The 15,883-nt window shown below is 77.0% G+C and carries 13 protein-coding genes; 4 read left to right on the forward strand and 9 right to left on the reverse strand.

The window, feature by feature from the left end; genetic code table 11:
• Positions 1 to 38: 38 nt before the first annotated feature.
• From ACIOFR_RS01560 to ACIOFR_RS01580, 5 genes are all read right to left on the reverse strand, one after another.
• Positions 39 to 1,028, reverse strand: a complete 990-nt coding sequence (locus ACIOFR_RS01560) for a hypothetical protein (protein WP_400991598.1) — start codon at positions 1,026 to 1,028, stop codon at positions 39 to 41.
• A 159-nt stretch (positions 1,029 to 1,187) separates the two neighbouring features.
• Complete coding sequence (locus ACIOFR_RS01565) at positions 1,188 to 2,105, reverse strand: N-acetylmuramoyl-L-alanine amidase (protein WP_400991599.1); 918 nt, start codon at positions 2,103 to 2,105, stop codon at positions 1,188 to 1,190.
• A gap of 118 nt (positions 2,106 to 2,223) precedes the next feature.
• Positions 2,224 to 3,510 carry a hypothetical protein gene (locus ACIOFR_RS01570; protein WP_400991600.1) on the reverse strand — a complete coding sequence of 429 codons (1,287 nt, stop codon included), beginning with the start codon at positions 3,508 to 3,510 and terminating at the stop codon, positions 2,224 to 2,226.
• 218 nt (positions 3,511 to 3,728) lie between these two features.
• Complete coding sequence (locus tag ACIOFR_RS01575) at positions 3,729 to 4,385, reverse strand: class I SAM-dependent methyltransferase (RefSeq protein WP_400991601.1); 657 nt, start codon at positions 4,383 to 4,385, stop codon at positions 3,729 to 3,731.
• 49 nt (positions 4,386 to 4,434) lie between these two features.
• A complete protein-coding gene (locus tag ACIOFR_RS01580; protein ID WP_400991602.1) occupies positions 4,435 to 5,718 on the reverse strand; it encodes an MFS transporter in 1,284 nt (427 codons plus the stop codon).
• A gap of 59 nt (positions 5,719 to 5,777) precedes the next feature.
• Between ACIOFR_RS01580 and ACIOFR_RS01585 the strand changes: the two genes are divergently transcribed.
• Positions 5,778 to 6,161, forward strand: a complete 384-nt coding sequence (locus ACIOFR_RS01585; RefSeq protein WP_400991603.1) for a MerR family transcriptional regulator — start codon at positions 5,778 to 5,780, stop codon at positions 6,159 to 6,161.
• 3 nt (positions 6,162 to 6,164) lie between these two features.
• On the opposite strand, the gene ACIOFR_RS01590 is transcribed toward ACIOFR_RS01585, so the two are convergent.
• Positions 6,165 to 7,478, reverse strand: a complete 1,314-nt coding sequence (locus ACIOFR_RS01590) for a M48 family metallopeptidase (RefSeq protein WP_400991604.1) — start codon at positions 7,476 to 7,478, stop codon at positions 6,165 to 6,167.
• A gap of 168 nt (positions 7,479 to 7,646) precedes the next feature.
• On the opposite strand from ACIOFR_RS01590, the gene ACIOFR_RS01595 reads away from it, so the two are divergent.
• On the forward strand, positions 7,647 to 8,723 hold the full coding sequence (locus tag ACIOFR_RS01595) for an alcohol dehydrogenase catalytic domain-containing protein (RefSeq protein ID WP_400991605.1): 1,077 nt from the start codon (positions 7,647 to 7,649) through the stop codon (positions 8,721 to 8,723).
• A gap of 75 nt (positions 8,724 to 8,798) precedes the next feature.
• Here ACIOFR_RS01595 and ACIOFR_RS01600 read toward each other — a convergent pair whose 3' ends face one another.
• The 3 genes from ACIOFR_RS01600 to ACIOFR_RS01610 form a co-directional block, all read right to left on the reverse strand.
• The gene (locus ACIOFR_RS01600) at positions 8,799 to 8,948 is read right to left on the reverse strand and encodes a hypothetical protein (RefSeq protein ID WP_400991606.1); all 150 of its coding nucleotides are present in this window, start codon (positions 8,946 to 8,948) and stop codon (positions 8,799 to 8,801) included.
• A 165-nt stretch (positions 8,949 to 9,113) separates the two neighbouring features.
• Positions 9,114 to 11,072: an alpha/beta hydrolase family protein gene (locus tag ACIOFR_RS01605; RefSeq protein WP_400991607.1), complete on the reverse strand. Its 1,959-nt coding sequence runs from the start codon at positions 11,070 to 11,072 to the stop codon at positions 9,114 to 9,116.
• Between the two features lie 62 nt (positions 11,073 to 11,134).
• Positions 11,135 to 13,759 carry a lanthionine synthetase LanC family protein gene (locus tag ACIOFR_RS01610; RefSeq protein ID WP_400991608.1) on the reverse strand — a complete coding sequence of 875 codons (2,625 nt, stop codon included), beginning with the start codon at positions 13,757 to 13,759 and terminating at the stop codon, positions 11,135 to 11,137.
• 466 nt (positions 13,760 to 14,225) lie between these two features.
• Between ACIOFR_RS01610 and ACIOFR_RS01615 the strand changes: the two genes are divergently transcribed.
• A complete protein-coding gene (locus tag ACIOFR_RS01615) occupies positions 14,226 to 15,062 on the forward strand; it encodes a Nif3-like dinuclear metal center hexameric protein (RefSeq protein ID WP_400991609.1) in 837 nt (278 codons plus the stop codon).
• A gap of 77 nt (positions 15,063 to 15,139) precedes the next feature.
• Complete coding sequence (locus ACIOFR_RS01620; RefSeq protein ID WP_400991610.1) at positions 15,140 to 15,883, forward strand: zinc ribbon domain-containing protein; 744 nt, start codon at positions 15,140 to 15,142, stop codon at positions 15,881 to 15,883.

Below are 15,883 nucleotides of genomic sequence, written 5' to 3' on the forward strand. Positions count from 1 at the left end.
GTGAACCGGGGCCGCCCCTTCGCCGTGCTCGGGAGCCGTCAGCCGCGCTGGATGCCCGTGGTGTCGGAGAGCAGACCGTGGGTGCCGTCCTGGAGCTGGGCGACCAGGGCGTTGCCGCGCTGCTCGACCGCGAGGTACCAGGTGCCCGGGACGAGGTCGCCGACCGACGGGCCGGCCGGGTTGTCGCGGGGCGCCAGCGGCCGGACGGCCGGGACGGCGAACCAGAACGGGGTGAACGGCGCCGCGGCGGCGGCCGGGGCCGGGGCGGGCGCGGCGGCCTGCATCTGGTCCTGCGGCTGCTGGGCGGCCGGGTAACCGTAGCCGCCGGCCGGCGGCGCGGCCTCGTACCCGACGGGCTGGGCAGCGAGGTCGCCCTGGCCGGCCGGGCCGCCCGGGTAGCCGTACTGGCCCGGCTGGCCGGGCTGGCCGACCTGCGCGGCGAACTGACCGGGCTGGCCGGGCTGCCCCGGCTGGCCGGGCGCGTACGGGGCGTAGCCCTGCTGCTGGGGGACGGCGGGCTTGTCGGCGAGCAGCGGCGCCTGGAGCGCCGGCACCAGCGGGGTGGCCACCGCGGCGGCGGCCAGGACCAGCACGGCGAGCACCGACAGCCAGGAGCCGAAGGAGTGGTCGACCAGGTCGGCCGGGTCGATCCGGCCGGCCTTCGCGGTGGCCGCGAAGTACCCGCCGCCGTTGGCGAACACCGACCACAGGCCGGACCAGGCGGCGAACACCGCGAGCGCGACGCCCCACTGGCGCAGCTTCAGGCCGGCGACCAGCCGGCTCTCCGCGGCCTCGCCCTGGAAGCGGGCCAGCAGGATCAGCGCGGCGCCGGCGACACCGGTGAAGAACAGCGTGGCCAGGATGGTCAGGAAGCCGCCGTGCCAGACGTTGTAGGAGCAGTCCGATCCGCAGTCCGGCCCGCCCACCGAGGTGTTGGCCTCGTAGAAGGGGAGGAAGGAGAAGACGAAGAGCAGGACGGCCGCACCTGCGACGGCGGCGTCTCCCCTGGTGAGAGCGCGCAGATTCACTAACGTTCCCCTCGTTGGTGTGTCGTGGACGGCGGGTTGTACTCGGCCGACCGGACGGGCCGGTCTACCCGATCGGGGTAAAAGCCTAGGGCCAAGCACTTGCGACGTGCACAGCACCCTCCGGAATGCGGCGCAGTCGTTGCAAAATCGGCCGGGTTCTCAGCCGGTCGTGAGATAGGCGGTCAGGGCGTCGGTGATGGCCTGCGCGGCCTGCTGGCGCCACTGCGGGTCGGCCATCCGGCCGGCGTCGCCGGCGTTGCGCATGTTGCCGCACTCGATGAAGACCTTCGGGATCCGGGAGAGGTTGAGACCGCCCAGGTCGGTCCGGGTGTCCAGGCCCTGCTTGCCGATGTAGTCGGCGTACGGTTCGCCGGTCGTCGCCTTGAAGTGGTCGCGCAGCAGCACCCCGAAGCGGTGCGAGGGCTCCACGATGGCCGAGGTGTCGGCCTTCCCCGCGGTGACCTTGCCCGGCATGATCACGTGGAAGCCGCTCACCGAGGCGGGCGCGCCGTCCCCGTGCACCGAGAGCGCGACGTCCGCCTTCGCCTCGTTGCCGATCGCGGCCCGCTCGTCGATGCACGGCCCCCACGGGCGGTCACCGTCCTGCGTGAACACCACCCGGGCCCCGAGGTCCTGCAGCAGCTGCCGGGCCCGCCGGGAGACGTCCAGGGTGTACTCGGCCTCGCTGTACCCGCTGTTGGTGGAGGTGCCGGTGGTGTCGCACTCCTTGCGGGCGTTGCCGATGTCCACCTGGCGGTTGATCTCACCGGTGTGCTGCGCGTTGCCGGTGTTGTGGCCCGCGTCGAGCAGCACGGTACGGCCGGCCAGCGGCTTCCCGGCGCCGGCCGGGGGCGCGCCGGAGGCGGTGCCGGGCGCGGCCGGGGTGGTGCCGGCGGCGGTGGACGCGGTGTCCGGCGACGGCGAGCCGGGGGACGCCGGTCCGGACGGGCCGGTCGGCAGCCCGGCCTGGTCGGCCGCGTGTCCCTCGCCCGCCGGGGCGGCCGACGCACCCGGCGTGCCGGGGCCGCTGTCGGCCAGCGCCTGCCAGCCGAACCAACCTCCCAGACAGATCGGCACCGCGGCGCATCCGAGCAGGAGGGCTCGGCGGCGCGGGCGACCGGCCGGCACCTCGCCGGGTGGCTCGGCGGACGGTTCCGGTGACGGGGAAGAGCTGGTGGGGCGGGTCACGAGTGGTTCAGATCCTGTCCGCGGTGCGAGGGGTCAGGCCGTAGGCCTCGGCGATCGGCTTCCACCGGGTGGCGAAGTCGTTCTTCGACTGGGTGGCCTGCGGGTTCAGCTCGCCGGCCCGTTTGTAGTCTGCCGTGCTGGGTGCCGTGCCGTTCACGCACCCCTGGCCGCTGACGGTGCGCCCCCACGCGGCGTACGCCCGGTCGATGTCCCCCGACTGCTGCCAGGCGGTGCTCAGCGTCCGGGCGAGGTCCGCGCCGCCCGGCACGTCGCCCAGCTCCAGCTTGGCCAGTGCGGCGATCAGCTGGTCGCGCTGCTGGGCGCCGCTGTCGAAGACCGCCACGGCGCTGTCGACATCCGCCCTGGCCGGGCAGCTGCGGACCTTGGCCACCGAGCTGCCGATGCCCGAGCGGGCGTTCTCGGCCTGGGCGAGCAGGGCGTCCAGGCCCTTCGCCTGGGCCGCCGCGTTCGGTCCGGCGCTGCCCGCGCCGGCCGGGTTCGAGGCGGACGGGGAACCGGCGGACGGCGTCCCGGCGGCGGGCGCGGACGGGGCGCCGGACTGCGGCGGGGGCTGCTGGGCGGCGCTCCCGGCCGGGGTGGCCCCGGATCCGTCGGCGGAGTCGGTGCCGGTGTTGCGGACGGCCCAGGTCACCCCGATCCCGATCGTCAGGAGCAGCGCCACGCCGAGCGCGACGGCCATCGGGGTGCGGCGCCGCCGCGGCGCGTCCTCCTCCGGACCCGGGTAGTCGCCGGCCGGCGGCGGGTACGGCGGCGGGCCGGGCTGATCGGGATGCCCGAAGGCCGGGAACGGGCCCGGCGCCGCGGGCCCGGTGCCCGGGAAGCCGCCGGCGTGCGGCGGGAAGGGCTGCCCGGTCTGGGCGGGGAAGCCCGGCGGCGGTCCGGCGTGCGGTCCGGCCTGAGTTCCCGGGTGAGGTCCTGCGTGCGGTCCTGCGGGCGGTCCGCTCGGCGGCGCCGGGGAGCGGAACAGCGGCGGCCCGTCGGGCCCGGCGGGCACCGGCGGCAGCAGGGTGGTCGGCTGCTGGTCGCCGTCGAACGGGGCACCCGCGAACGGGGCGCCGTCGAACGGCGCACCGGCGGGCGGGAAGGCCGCGGGCGGGAAGCCCTGGGCGGCCTGCTGGGGCGGCTGGGGCGGCGCCGGGTACGGCGGCCGCGCAGGGTCTGGCGCGCCCGGTGCCGCGGCGGCCGGCCCCGCCTTGCGACGTACCCAGCCGCCCGCGCCTCCGCGTGCGGTCGGATCCCAGACCGCCGGCGGAGTGTTCTCCTGATCCGTCATGTCCCTGCCCTCGCCCCCGCCGACTGTCACCCTGTCCGTCCGCCCGTACGGCCCGGTGCCCGGCGGCGGGCCCGGCTCGTCCGGCCCCCCGGCTGTCGCCGACACGCTACCGGCCGATGCCGCACCGAGCCACGACGGTACCCCGAGGGGCGGGCCGTGTGGCTCGACGTTAGAGCATCACTGATCGTCCGCGCAGGAACCCGGCGCAGTCCGCGGCCTCAGCGTCCGGTTCGGCGCAGTACCCGCAGGGAGCCGGTGACCGAGACCTCCTCGAAGCCCTCGGCGAGTGCGCGCAGGTAGACCCGGTAGGGGGCCTGGCCGCCGTCGGCCGGGTCGGGGAAGACGTCGTGGACGACCAGCAGGCCTTCGGGGGCCAGGTGCGGGGTCCAGCCCAGGTAGTCGCCGGTGGCGTGCTCGTCGGTGTGCCCGCCGTCGATGAAGACCAGCGAGAGCCGGCCGCCCCAGACCGCGGCCAGCTGCGGCGAGCGGCCGACCAGCGCGATCACGTGCTCCTCCAGACCGGCCCGGTGCAGGGTCCGGCGGAAGACCGGCAGGGTGTCCATCAGACCGACCTCGGGGTCGACCAGCGTCGGGTCGTGGTACTCCCAGCCGGGCTGCTGCTCCTCCGAGCCCCGGTGGTGGTCGACCGTCAGCGCCACCGTCCCGGTCCGGCGGGCGGCGTCGGCCAGCAGGATCGCCGAGCGCCCGCAGTACGTGCCGATCTCCAGCAGCGGCAGGCCGGTGCTCCCGGCGGCGGCCACCGCGGCCGCGTACAGTGCCAGGCCCTCGTCCACCGGCATGAACCCGGTCGCCGCCTCGAAGGCCGCCAGCACCTCGGGTGCCGGCTCGGCGTGGGCCGCCAGGAGGTCGGTCATGGTGGTGCTCCCTGCTCGCGATGCTGGTCCCGGGGTCGGTGGCTGGACCCTACTCGATGGTAGGCAGCGGCCCCGCTCCCGGGTGGCGCGCCGGGGAACCGGTGGCGGACGGGCCCCGGCGGAGCAGGAGCGGTCCGGCGACGGCGGCCACCGCGAGCATCGCCAGCCCGGTGCCCACCAGGACCTGCCGCGGCGACAGCGGCCCGGCCAGCACCCCGCCCAGCGCCGCCCCGGCCGGCGCGGCGGTCAGCAGCACCGTGCCGCGCAGCGCCAGCACCGTGGTCAGCCACGCCTGCGGGGTGCGCTCCTGGAACAGGTGGGAGAGCAGCGCGCTGTACGGGCCGTAGACCACCCCGCCCACGGCGAAGCCGGCCAGCGACAGGACCGCCGGACCGTGCGGCCCGAACGCCAGCATGGCCGCGCCGTGGCCGGCGACGATGGCCAGCAGCACCGGCCGCAGCGGCAGCCGCCGCAGCGCCCCGGCGGTGACCGCCCCGGCCGCCGCGCCCAGCCCGAACACCGCCCAGTACGCGCCCAGCAGGCCGGCCCCGGCCCGCAGTTCCTCGGCGACGAACAGCGGCAGCGCGACCTCCACCGGGCCGTAGCAGAGGTTGAACAGCCAGGTGACCGCCGTCAGCCCGAGCAGCTCCGGGCGGGCCCGCAGCACCCGCAGCCCGTCCCGCAGCCGGGTGCCGTCCGGCGCGGGGGCCTGCGGCGGCACCTCGGTGCGTCCGGCCCGCAGCGCCAGCAGCCCGAAGGAGAGCGCGTCCAGCCCGATGATCCCGGCCGGCCCGAGCGGCCCGGCCAGCAGCCCGGCGACCGCCGGCCCGATCACCGTGGACACCCAGGCACCCGTGCTGAGCAGCGCGTTGGCGGCCAGCCGGTGTTCGGCCGGCACCAGCCGGGCGACCAGCGCGTACCGCGCGCCGCCGCCCCAGGCGTGCAGCAGCGAGGAGCCGGCCAGCAGCACGACGAACACCACCGGGTCCAGCAGCCCCAGCACCTGACCGAGCGGCACACACCCCAGCAGCACCGCGCGCAGCAGCGCGTCCGCCCGCATCAGCCGCTGCGGGGGCATCGGCTGCAACCGGCGGCCCAGCAGCACCCCGCCGAGCGCCCCCGGCAGGACGTACGCGACCAGCGCCGCCGCGATCAGCGGGCCGGCTCCGCCCGGCGGGGCCAGTTCGACGGCGAGCCAGGCCACCGCCACCGTGCTCATCCCGTCCCCGAGGTCGGAGGCGGCGAGCGCGGGCAGCAGGCGCCGGAACCGGCGGTCGGCGAGGGCGGGGCGGTATCCCCGCGGCACCAGCCGGGGGAGCAGGGCTGAGATCATGGGGACAGGCAAGCGGTTCAAGCGCGCGTGAAGTCAACCCGCGACGAGCGAGGAGTGCCGTGCGACAGCTGGGCATCGGCGAGTTGGCCCGACAGGCCGGGGTACGGGCCTCGGCGCTGCGCTACTACGAGAGCCTCGGTCTGCTCCCGGGGGCCCGCCGCGAGGGTGGCCGCCGGGTCTGGCCGGCCACCGCGTTGCGCCGGGTGGCGCTGATCAGGATGGCCCAGCGGGCCGGCTTCACACTGGCCGAGATCGGCGACCTGTTGGCGGACGACCCCGGACGCGGCGCCACCCGGCAGTGGCGGGCGCTGGCCGAACGCAAGCTCCCGGAACTCGACCTGTTCATCCGTCGCACCCAGGAACTGCGGGACGCCGTCGCCGCCTGCCTGGCCTGCGGCTGCATGAACTTCCAGGACTGCGACCTGCTCGCCGCGGGCGGCTGAGCGTCAGCCGCGCAGCAGTTCGCGGCTCATCCGCTCCCAGTGCGGCGCCAGTTCGGCCTCGATCGCCGCGCCCTGTTCGTCCGTGAGGACGACCAGCGGCTCGGTGACCTGCGGGCGCTGCCCCACCAGCCGGACCCGCAGATGGGTCGGGGGGTGCGTCTGATCGACCGAGCCGAGCGTCCGGGCGGACAGCCGCAGCCGGCGTTCGCGCTCCACCGCGGGGACGGCGGCGACCCGCTCGACCAGGTCGGCCCGCAGCTCGGCGGCGTCGGCCCGGTCGTCCCGGCGGGCTCGGACGAGCCGGTTGCGCCGGCGCATCAGGACCGACTCGACGGTGGTGCCGAGCAGCAGGGACTCCAGCATCGACTGGGCGGCCGCGGTGCCGGCGACCGCCGCGGCCAGCGCGTCGGCGCGGTACTCGGCGGCCTGCCCGGACCTGACGGTGAGCCGGTCCAGGGCCGTCAGCAGGCCCGCCACCGCGCCGTTGACGAGCAGCATCACCAGCCGCTGGAGGTGACCGGCGAGGATCAGCACGTAGTGGTCCCCGGAGGCGGTCAGCCGCTCGGGCACGGTCAGCCGGTACCACTCGTGCAGGGCCCTGAGCGCGAAGCCCAGCCAGCGTCCGCGCCGGTGGTCGCCGTTGACGGCGTGGCCGAACTCGTGGGCCAGCATCGCCACCCGCTGCGCCGGGGTGAACACCGTCCACAGGGTCAGTCCGATCGTCAGGACGCCGCGGTTGCGCAGCCCCGTCCGGCCGAAGGAGGCGTTGAACTCGTCGCTCAGCACGATGACGTCCACCGGCGGGGCACCCACCGCGGCGGCGACCCGGTCGGCCAGCGCGTACAGCGCGGGGGCCTCGGCGCGTCCCACCGGCCGGTCGTTCTCGCCCGGCCGGCCCGGGCGGGGCCGCAGGACGAAGGCGATCAGCAGTCCGACCGCACCCAGGACGCGCAGCGGCCACGCGTCGCCGACCAGCAGCGCGACCGAGCCGGCCAGCACCAGGAGGGTCGTCAGGTGCACCAGGCCGGCCAGGGCGACCGCGAGCCGGACGGCCGGGTCGCGGTGCGCCGGGGAGCCGCCGGCGACCTGCTCGTACACCAGCTCGGAGCGGGCCCGGACGGCCCGCTCGCGCTCGGCCGTGCGGCGTTCGGCCCGGGCCGCCCGCCGCTGCTCGCGCGGGGTGAGCCGGCCGGGCGCGGCGGCCGGTTCCACCAGCAGGTTCCACTCGCAGCCCGGGCACCAGACGGGGAAGCCCGGATCGCCGTCCAGGGGTGCGGTGCAGTCGGGGCAGGTCTCGGGACGGGCGAGCGTGGGCATGGCCGGTGATCATGCCAGGGTCGCGGGCGGGAGGAGAACCGGTTTCCGCGCCGCGGGCGGCAGGTGAACCGCCGTCCGCGCCGCAAGCGCCCTGTTCCTGGAACGTGTTGCAGAACGTACGCTCGTACCGCCAGAGCCCAGCCCGTAGGCGAACCCCGGGAGCACCCCATGCGCGCAGCGATCCTGCACGAGACCGGCCAGGACAAGCTGGAGGTCCGCGAGGACGTCGAGACGGTCGGCTTCGGGCCGGGGCGGGTACGGGTCCGGCTGCGGGCCACCAGCCTGTGCCACTCCGACCTGTCGGCGATGGCCGGGATCATGCCGCAGCCCGCGCCGTTCGTGCCGGGCCACGAGGGCGCGGGTGAGGTGGTCGAGGTCGGGGAGGGCGTCACCGGCGTCGCCGCGGGCGACCGGGTGGTGCTGTGCTGGATGCCGCCCTGCGGGCGGTGTGCGCACTGCGGCCGCGGCCAGGGCCACCTGTGCGTGGCGAGCCTGCGCCGGCTGTCCGTGCCCAACTTCCGCTTCGGCGGCACCGACGCCTACGGCTTCTACAGCACCGGCACCTTCGCGGAGGAGGTGGTGGTCACCGCGGACAGCGTGCTCACCGTGCCCGCCGACCTGCCGTACGAGCTGGCCGCGCTGATCGGCTGCGGGGTGACCACCGGCCTGGGGGCCGCCGTCAACACCGCCCGGGTCGAGCCGGGTTCGTCGGTCGCGGTGATCGGCGCGGGCGGGGTCGGCATCGCGGCCGTCCAGGGCGCCCGGGTCTGCGGTGCGGCCCGGATCACGGTGGTCGACCCGGTGGAGTCGCGGCGCGAGCGGGCGCTGGCCTTCGGCGCCACGGACGCCGTCGCGCCCGAGGAACTGAAGGCCGCGGCGAAGGGGCAGGAGGGCGGCGGCTACGACTACGTCTTCGAGGCGGTCGGCCGCTCGGCCACCGTCCGGGCCGCGTACGACGCCGCCCGGCGCGGCGGGGCGGTGGTGGTGATCGGCGCCGGTGCCAAGGCCGACCAGGTGTCGTTCAGCATGGCCGAGCTGTTCTTCAACGAGAAGCGCCTGCTGCCCTCGATGTACGGCGGCGGCGAGGTCCGGCGGACCGCCGCGCGGGTGATCGACCTGTGGCGGGCCGGGCGGCTGGACCTGGCCGGCATGATCACGCACCGGCTGCCGCTGGAGGGCGTCAACGAGGCGATCGCCCAGATGCGCAGCGGTGAGGCGCTGCGCACGGTACTGACCCTGGACTAGGGCCTGGACCGGGCTGTCCGAGGGGCGGGCGGGGCGGGCGTGTGCCGCGCCCCGCCCGCCACCACGGGAACCGTCTCAGCGGCGGTGGCGGCCGTGCGGGTCGCTCTCCTGGCTGTCGTCGGGCGCGGTCGAACCCCGGTGCCGGCCGTGCGCGCTGCCCTCGGCAGCCTCCTCGGCGCGGGAGGCGCCGTGGCCGTGCTCGGTGGGGGTGTTGGTGTCGGACATGAGCTCGTCTTCTCCGTGCGGGATTACGGGTGCCGCTGGTGCGGCGTCGGATGGGGGCGGTCGTGGCCCGCCCCGGACCGGGGCGTCACGACGGCGGATCGGACGGCAGTTTACCGAGCTCCCGGGGCCCGCCGGCCGACTCCCCGTCAGTCCGTCACCGGCCCGCTACCCGGGCCGGCCGGTGCGCAGGAATCCGGCCAGCAGCTCGTGCAGCACCGCCGCGCCCTCCTCGACCAGCATCTCGTGCCCGGCGCCGACGGCCTCGACGTAGCGGAAGTCGGTGCCCTCCACCCGGCCGAGCCGCAGCAGTTCGTGGCGCAGCGTCCGGGACTGGCTCACCGGCACCACCTCGTCCCGGTCGCCGTGCAGGATGAGCAGCGGTGCGGTCAGCCGGTGGGCCAGCCCGAGGACGTCGCGCGGGCCGCGGGCGTCGTCCAGCGGCCGGTCGCCGCCGAGCCGGGCGGCCAGGGCCCGGACGGGGGCGGCCCCCTCGGCGAGCAGCCGGGCACCGGACAGGAACGGAGCGGCCACCGCGCAACGCGCCACCTGCCCGTGCGCCGCGTGCGCCGTCGCCAGCAGCGCGAGGAACGCGCCGTAGCTGACCCCGAACAGGGCCGGTGGTTCGAGGCCGAGCGCCGATCTCTGGCCCGCCACCCCCTCCAGCAGGTGCAGCACGTCCTCCAGGTCCGGGCCGCCCCAGGCGCCGTTGACGGCCGTCGCGTGCTCGGCGCCGTACCCGGTGGAGCCGCGCTGGTTGGGGGCGAGGACGGCGATGCCGTCCCCGGCCATCCGTTGCAGGGCCGGGTCGAACTCCAGCCGCCAGGCGTCCGCCGGGCCGCCGTGCAGGGCGATCACCAGGTGCGGGGTGCTCAGCCAGGCGTCACCGCCGTAGACCACGGCCTCGACCGGACCGGCCGGTCCGGCCAGCTCCAGGCTCTGCGCCGGGTGCCAGTGGCCGCCGTCGCCCGGCACCGCGCTCGCGTCGAGCCGCCAGCCGGCGGGCGTCCCGCGGGCGTACCGCACCGGTCCGGCGCCGCCGGGCGCCAGCGGCGCCAGCTGCAGCGGGAGGGGGACGCTGCCGGGTACCGTCCCGGGGCCCTGCCCGAGCAGGGTGTCCACCTCCAGGGTGGCCAGCGCCGCCGGGTGGTCGGGCGCGGAGTACGGCATCCGCAGGCCGGCCGCGGACCAGGCGCCGACCGCGCCGAGCCGGCCGGGCGGGACGGGGAGCGGTCGCAGGCCGCCGCCGGGCTGCCAGAGCGCGAGCGTGGAGGCCGCGCCACGGTCGATCTGCAGCGCGACCCGCGGGCTGTCCGGTTCCTGGGGGGTCGCGGGCGCCAGGGCGATCGGCTGCAGGTACCGCCCGGTGACGTGCAGGCAGTCCGGGAAGCGCAGCGGCTCGCCGCTGCCGATCACGCCCCAGCCGAGCCGGTCGGCGCCCGGGGCGTCGCTGCGGACCATGCCGAAGCGGGTGTCCGGGTCGAACAGCACCAGGCGGTCGTTGCTGGTCTCGCCGATCTCCAACAGGGGTGTGGTGATGCCGAGTTCGAGGTCGAGCACGACCGACTTGACGGTGCCGCCGGCGACCCGGTCCAGGGCGAGCAGCCGGCCGCCGCGGTCCAGCCACACCCCGCCGCCGTGCAGCCCGGGCAGTTCGGCGATCTGGGCCGGCTCCGAACCGTCGGCCCGGACCAGCCAGACCGTGGTGACAGGCCGGCCGTCGGTGCCCAGGGCGACCGCCACCGGGAACCCGGCCCCGGCGCCCGGCACCGGGAGCAGCCGCAGGCCCGGCAGCCGCAGGACGGCCACCTGCTGCTCGTCGGCCGCGGCCCGGCCGGCGACCTCCGAGAGCAGGACCAGGGTGTGCCGGTCGCCGTCGTGCCGGCAGACCAGCACCCGGCCGTCCGGCAGGGAGACCAGCTGGGAGCGCAGGTTCTCCGAGCGGTCGCCCGGCAGCGGGAGGGCTGTCGGTTCGGCGGGGCCGTGCAGGGGCAGCCGCCAGGTCTCCGGGTACCAGCCGCCGTCGGCGCCGGCCGCCAGGCAGGCGGCGTGCGAGCCGTCGGCCGCGAAGGTGAAGCCGGCCCGGCGCAGGGCCTGGGCGGCGGTGCGGGCGGTGGTGCTGCTCATCGGCGGCTCGCCTACTTCCGTGGCTGGTCCTTCGGTGGTCGGTCGGGCGGGGACACGGACGGTCAGAACGGGCCGGCGGCGACCGGTTCCGGATCCACCCAGCTGCGCGGGCCGCCGTGACGCAGCCGCAGCAGGAAGGCGAGCGCCCCCGGGCCACCGGTGCCGTACGCGTCGGCGCAGCCCGCTCCGCTCTCGTCGGGCAGGACGAGCAGGCCCTCTCGCAGCGCCGCGCGGGCGGTGATCAGGGTCGCCAACTCCTCGGCGCCGGACCGGAACCGGGGGTCGCCGGTGGTCAGCGCCAGGTCGAGCAGGTACTCGCCGTCCGCGGCCGGGCCGTGGCAGGTGGACGCCCCGCCGTGGCGTCGGGCGTCCAGCACCGCCTCCCCGGCGGCCAGCGCCAGCCGGCGGGCGGCCGGGTCGCCGGTGGCCCGCCAGTACCGGACCAGGAAGGTGCCGGCCCCGGACGAACCGGAGCACCGGTGCGCCGGCCGGACGTGTGCCGGCTCTCCCGTGCTCCACGGCCACCGGGCGCCGCCGCCCCCCGGGCGGGCCGTCGCGGCGAGCGTGTCCGCCGCCTGCCGGGCGCCGTCCAGCAGCGCCGCGTCCCCGGTGGCACCGGCGGCGGCGAGCAGGAAGGCGCCGACACCGGCCACCCCGTGGGCGGACCCGGGCAGGACGCCGCCGGCCAGGTCGGAGCAGAGCTCCCCGGGCACCGGCCAGAGCGTCCCGTGCGGCGTGTGCCGGGCGCCGGACAGCAGCGTGCGGGCGCACGCGGCGGCGCGCTCCAGGAACCGGGGCTCGCCGGTGGAGCGGTGCAGCCGCAGCTGGAGGAGGCCGGTGCCGGCCTCGCCGTGGCAGACGTCCGGGTCGGGCCACTCCACCGGCACCCGGCGGGCCAGCTCGGCGGCGCGCCGGGCGAGCGTCCGGTCGCCGAGTGCCTCGGCGGCGTCCAGCAGGGCCCAGGCGGTGGCGGAGCGGTCGGGGTGGGTGCCGAGCTGGCCCGCCGGCTCGGCGCGGGTGTGCCGCTCCAGCCACCCGGCGGCCGTCCGGGTGGCCTCGCGGACAGCCGCGTGCGTGCCGGCGGGCAGCGGCGCGGCGCAGGCCCGGGCGAGCAGGCCGAGTGCGGCGTGCCGTGCGGCGGCGGGAACGGCCGGCCGGAGCCGGTCACGCTGCCGCGGGACGGCGGATCCGGCGAGGTGGCGCAGGCCGTCGTCGATCAGCCGGTCCAGGCCGGCGCCGAGCATCGCCGGGCGGCCGGCCGGCACCCGCCGGGAGGCCGTGACCAGTGCGGCGCGGACCGGGCCGAGCGGCAGGCGGGCCTCCGGGGCGTCGGCGCGCAGACCGCGGACGACGGGGGCCAGCCGGCGGGCCGTCTCCCCGCCGCGGAGGGCCGGGCCGGGCCGTTCCCCGCCCCGGCCCGGCCCCGGCAGGTCGTCGGGCAGCGGGTCGTGGCCGGTGGCGAGGAGGAGGAACAGCCCGCCGAGCGCGTACAGGTCGGCGGCGGGCTCGCTGCGGACGATCCGGCGCGGATGGTGGTGCTCGGGCGCGCGGTAGCCGGGGAGGCCGGCCGAACCGGCCACCGCGCCGGCCTCGGTGGCGAGTTCCAGGCCGGCCAGGCAGAGCCCTCCGTCGGGCCGGACCAGCACCCGGGCGGGGGAGAGGTCGCGCAGCACCAGCCGGTGGGCGTGCACCCGCTCCAGCAGGTCGACGAGGGCGAGCGCCATCGGGCCGGCCTCGGCCCAGGGGACGCCCGGAGTGCCGTCGCGGCGCAGCCGGGCGGCGACCCAGGCGTCCAGCGTCCGGCCGGGGAGGCGCTCCTGCACGAGGAACAGCGAGCCGTCCTGCTCGACGAAGTCCAGCGGGCGCGGGGCCAGCTCCTGGCCGTCCAGCCGCCGCAGCAGCCGGGCCTCGTGCCGGAGCGCCGCGCGGGCGTCGGTGCCGGTGCCGTCGGCGCCGGTGCCGTCGGCGCCGCGCGGGCGGGCCTGCTTGACGACGACCTCGGTGTCGGTGGCGGTGTCCCGGCCGAGGAACACCGCGCCGCCGGCGTCGCGCCGGACGGGTGCGGTCAGCGCGTACCGGCCGCCGAGCAGGACGCTGCCGGCGGGCCGGACCCCGGTGGGCCCGGTCGACCCCCTCCCCTCGACGGGGTCGACCGCCCGGGGCCGGCGCCGCGGGCCCGCCGCGAGGCCGTACCCGGCGCGGGAGGCGGACGGACGGTCGGAGAGCACCACCGGGCCGGGCAGACCGCGGGTGGCGCGGTGCAGTTCCCCGGAGAGCCGGCGGAATTGCGCGTCGTCCCGGGGAAAGACCGTGATGAATGTCCCGTCGGCCCCCGTCCGGCGGTTCCGGGAATTCACCGCGCGGAGTTTCTCCCGGTCGGTGGCGAACGTGAATGCACAGGGATCCCCGGCGAGCACGGCGCCGACCGCCGCGAGTACCTGCGCGGCCGACCCGGTGGGCGCGCTGATGTGCAGGCGCCGGCCCCGGCCGGCCGTGTCGCGGCCGGGCGGCCGGACCGTGCACCAGTGGCCGTCGACGGCGGTCAGCCAACCGCCGTCACCTCCCCGGCCCCCGGCACCGGCCACGGCCGCCCGTGCCACCTCCACCAACGCGCCGTCCACTCCTACCGGCCCGTCGCCGACCGATCCCGTCCCCCCGGCCGTGAGCAGCGGTGTGCCCGTCCCCATCTGCTTCACACCCCTTCGTCGGTACCGGCCCGGGCCCGTGCTGGGTGGTCCCGGGCCGGCCGGCCCTCGCCGATCGGTCCTGTGGAGCACGAGAGCGCCCCGGCCGCTCCGCCGGCCCGGCCCGTCCGCTTCCGCCGGTGATTTCCGGTGGTCGCGGACGGGGGCGGGCAATTCGACGGGGCGTCCCTTTTCCTGACCCCCCAGGTCGGGGACAACTCTCGTTTGCACCACTGAAGTTACTTATCGGCACCTACGTGACTCAACGCCGATCGGGTCACTTCACTCGTAAGGGTGATCCAGGTTCGTTTTCGAATGCGTGCGACCCCCGCCCTGTGGGCCGGGAACAGCTGTTCAGCCGGTTCCGGACCGGTCGGCCGACCTGCGGTGCGCCCCCGCGCGCTGGTTGACGAGCAGCTGTACGGGTTCACGGGCCGGGGCCGCCCGCGCTTCGCGGTAGTCTCGACAGGTGCCGAAACTGTCCGACGTCATCACCGTGCTCGAAGAGGTCTACCCGCCGAGCTGGGCGGAGTCCTGGGACGCCGTCGGCCTCGTCTGCGGCGATCCCGAGGCCGAGGTCGAGCGCGTGCTGTTCGCCGTCGACCCCGTCCAGGCCGTGGTGGACGAGGCGGTCGCATGGGGCGCGGGCCTGGTCGTCACGCACCACCCGCTCTACCTGCGCGGCACCACCAGCGTCGCCGCGACCACCTTCAAGGGCCGGGTGGTGCACACCCTGATCCGCGCCGGGATCGCCCTGCACGTCGCGCACACCAACGCCGACCACGCGGACCCCGGGGTCTCCGACGCGCTGGCGCACGCCGTCGGTCTGCGGGTCACCGGCCCGCTCGTGCCGGACCCGAGCGACCCCGCGGGCCGCCGCGGCACCGGCCGGATCGGCGTGCTGGAGCCCCCGCTGCCGCTGTCGGCCTTCGCCGCCCGGGTCGCCGCCGGGCTCCCGGCCACCGCCGCCGGCGTCCGCGTCGCGGGCGACCCGGACCGGCTGGTCGAGCGGGTCGCCGTCTGCGGCGGGTCCGGCGACGGTTTCCTGGCCCAGGCCCGGGCGGCCGGGGTGGACGCCTACGTCACCGCCGACCTGCGCCACCACCCGGCCTCGGAGGCCACCGAGGCGGCGCCGGTCGCCCTGGTGGACGCCGCGCACTGGGCCACCGAATGGCCCTGGCTCGACCTCGCGGCCGGTGAACTGCTCACCGCCGCCGACCGGCACGGCTGGGCGCTGGAGGCCAAGGTCTCCACCCTGGTCACCGACCCGTGGACGGCGCACGCGCCGATGCCGTCCGCCCCCTGACACCCACGACGCGGTCCGACCGCCGTCACCGTCCCCACCGCGTCACCAGCTGACCGATCGACACAGGAGCCCTCCGCTTGAACGCCGCGCCCGCCGACCAGATCCGCCTGCTCGACCTGCAGGCCATCGACTCCCGCCTGGACCAGCTGGCCCACCGGCGCCGCACCCTGCCCGAGCACGCCGAGATCGACAAGGCCGGCGCCGACCACACCGCGCTCAAGGACCTGGTCGTCGCCGCCCAGGCCCAGCTCGGCGACACCACCCGCGAGCAGGTCAAGGCCGAGCAGGACGTCGAGCAGGTCCGCGCCCGTGCCGCCCGCAACCAGCAGCGGATGGACTCCGGCGCCGTCACCTCGCCCCGGGACCTCGAGAACCTCCAGCACGAGACCGCCTCCCTCGCCAAGCGCCAGGGCGACCTGGAGGACGTCGTCCTGGAGGTCATGGAGCGGATGGAGTCCGCCGAGACCCGGGTCACCGAGCTGACCGCCCGTCTGGAGCACGCCTCGGTCGTGCTCAAGGAGGCCGAGGTCCGCCGGGACGCGGCGTTCGCCGAGATCGACGCCGACGCGGCCAAGGTCCAGCGCGACCGCGAGGTGGTCGCCGCCGCCGTCCCCGCCGACCTGCTCAAGCTCTACACCCGACTGCGCGAGCAGCAGGGCGGTGTCGGCGCGGCCCGGCTCTACCAGCGCCGCTGCGAGGGCTGCCGGGTGGAGTTCGCGGTCTCCGACCTGAACGCGATCAAGGCCGAGCCGGCCGACGCCGTGATCCGCTGCGACAACTGCGGCCGGATCCTGGTCCGCACCGCCGAGTCGGGCGCCTGA

This window comes from Kitasatospora sp. NPDC088346, from assembly GCF_044740765.1.
Taxonomy (GTDB): domain Bacteria; phylum Actinomycetota; class Actinomycetes; order Streptomycetales; family Streptomycetaceae; genus Kitasatospora.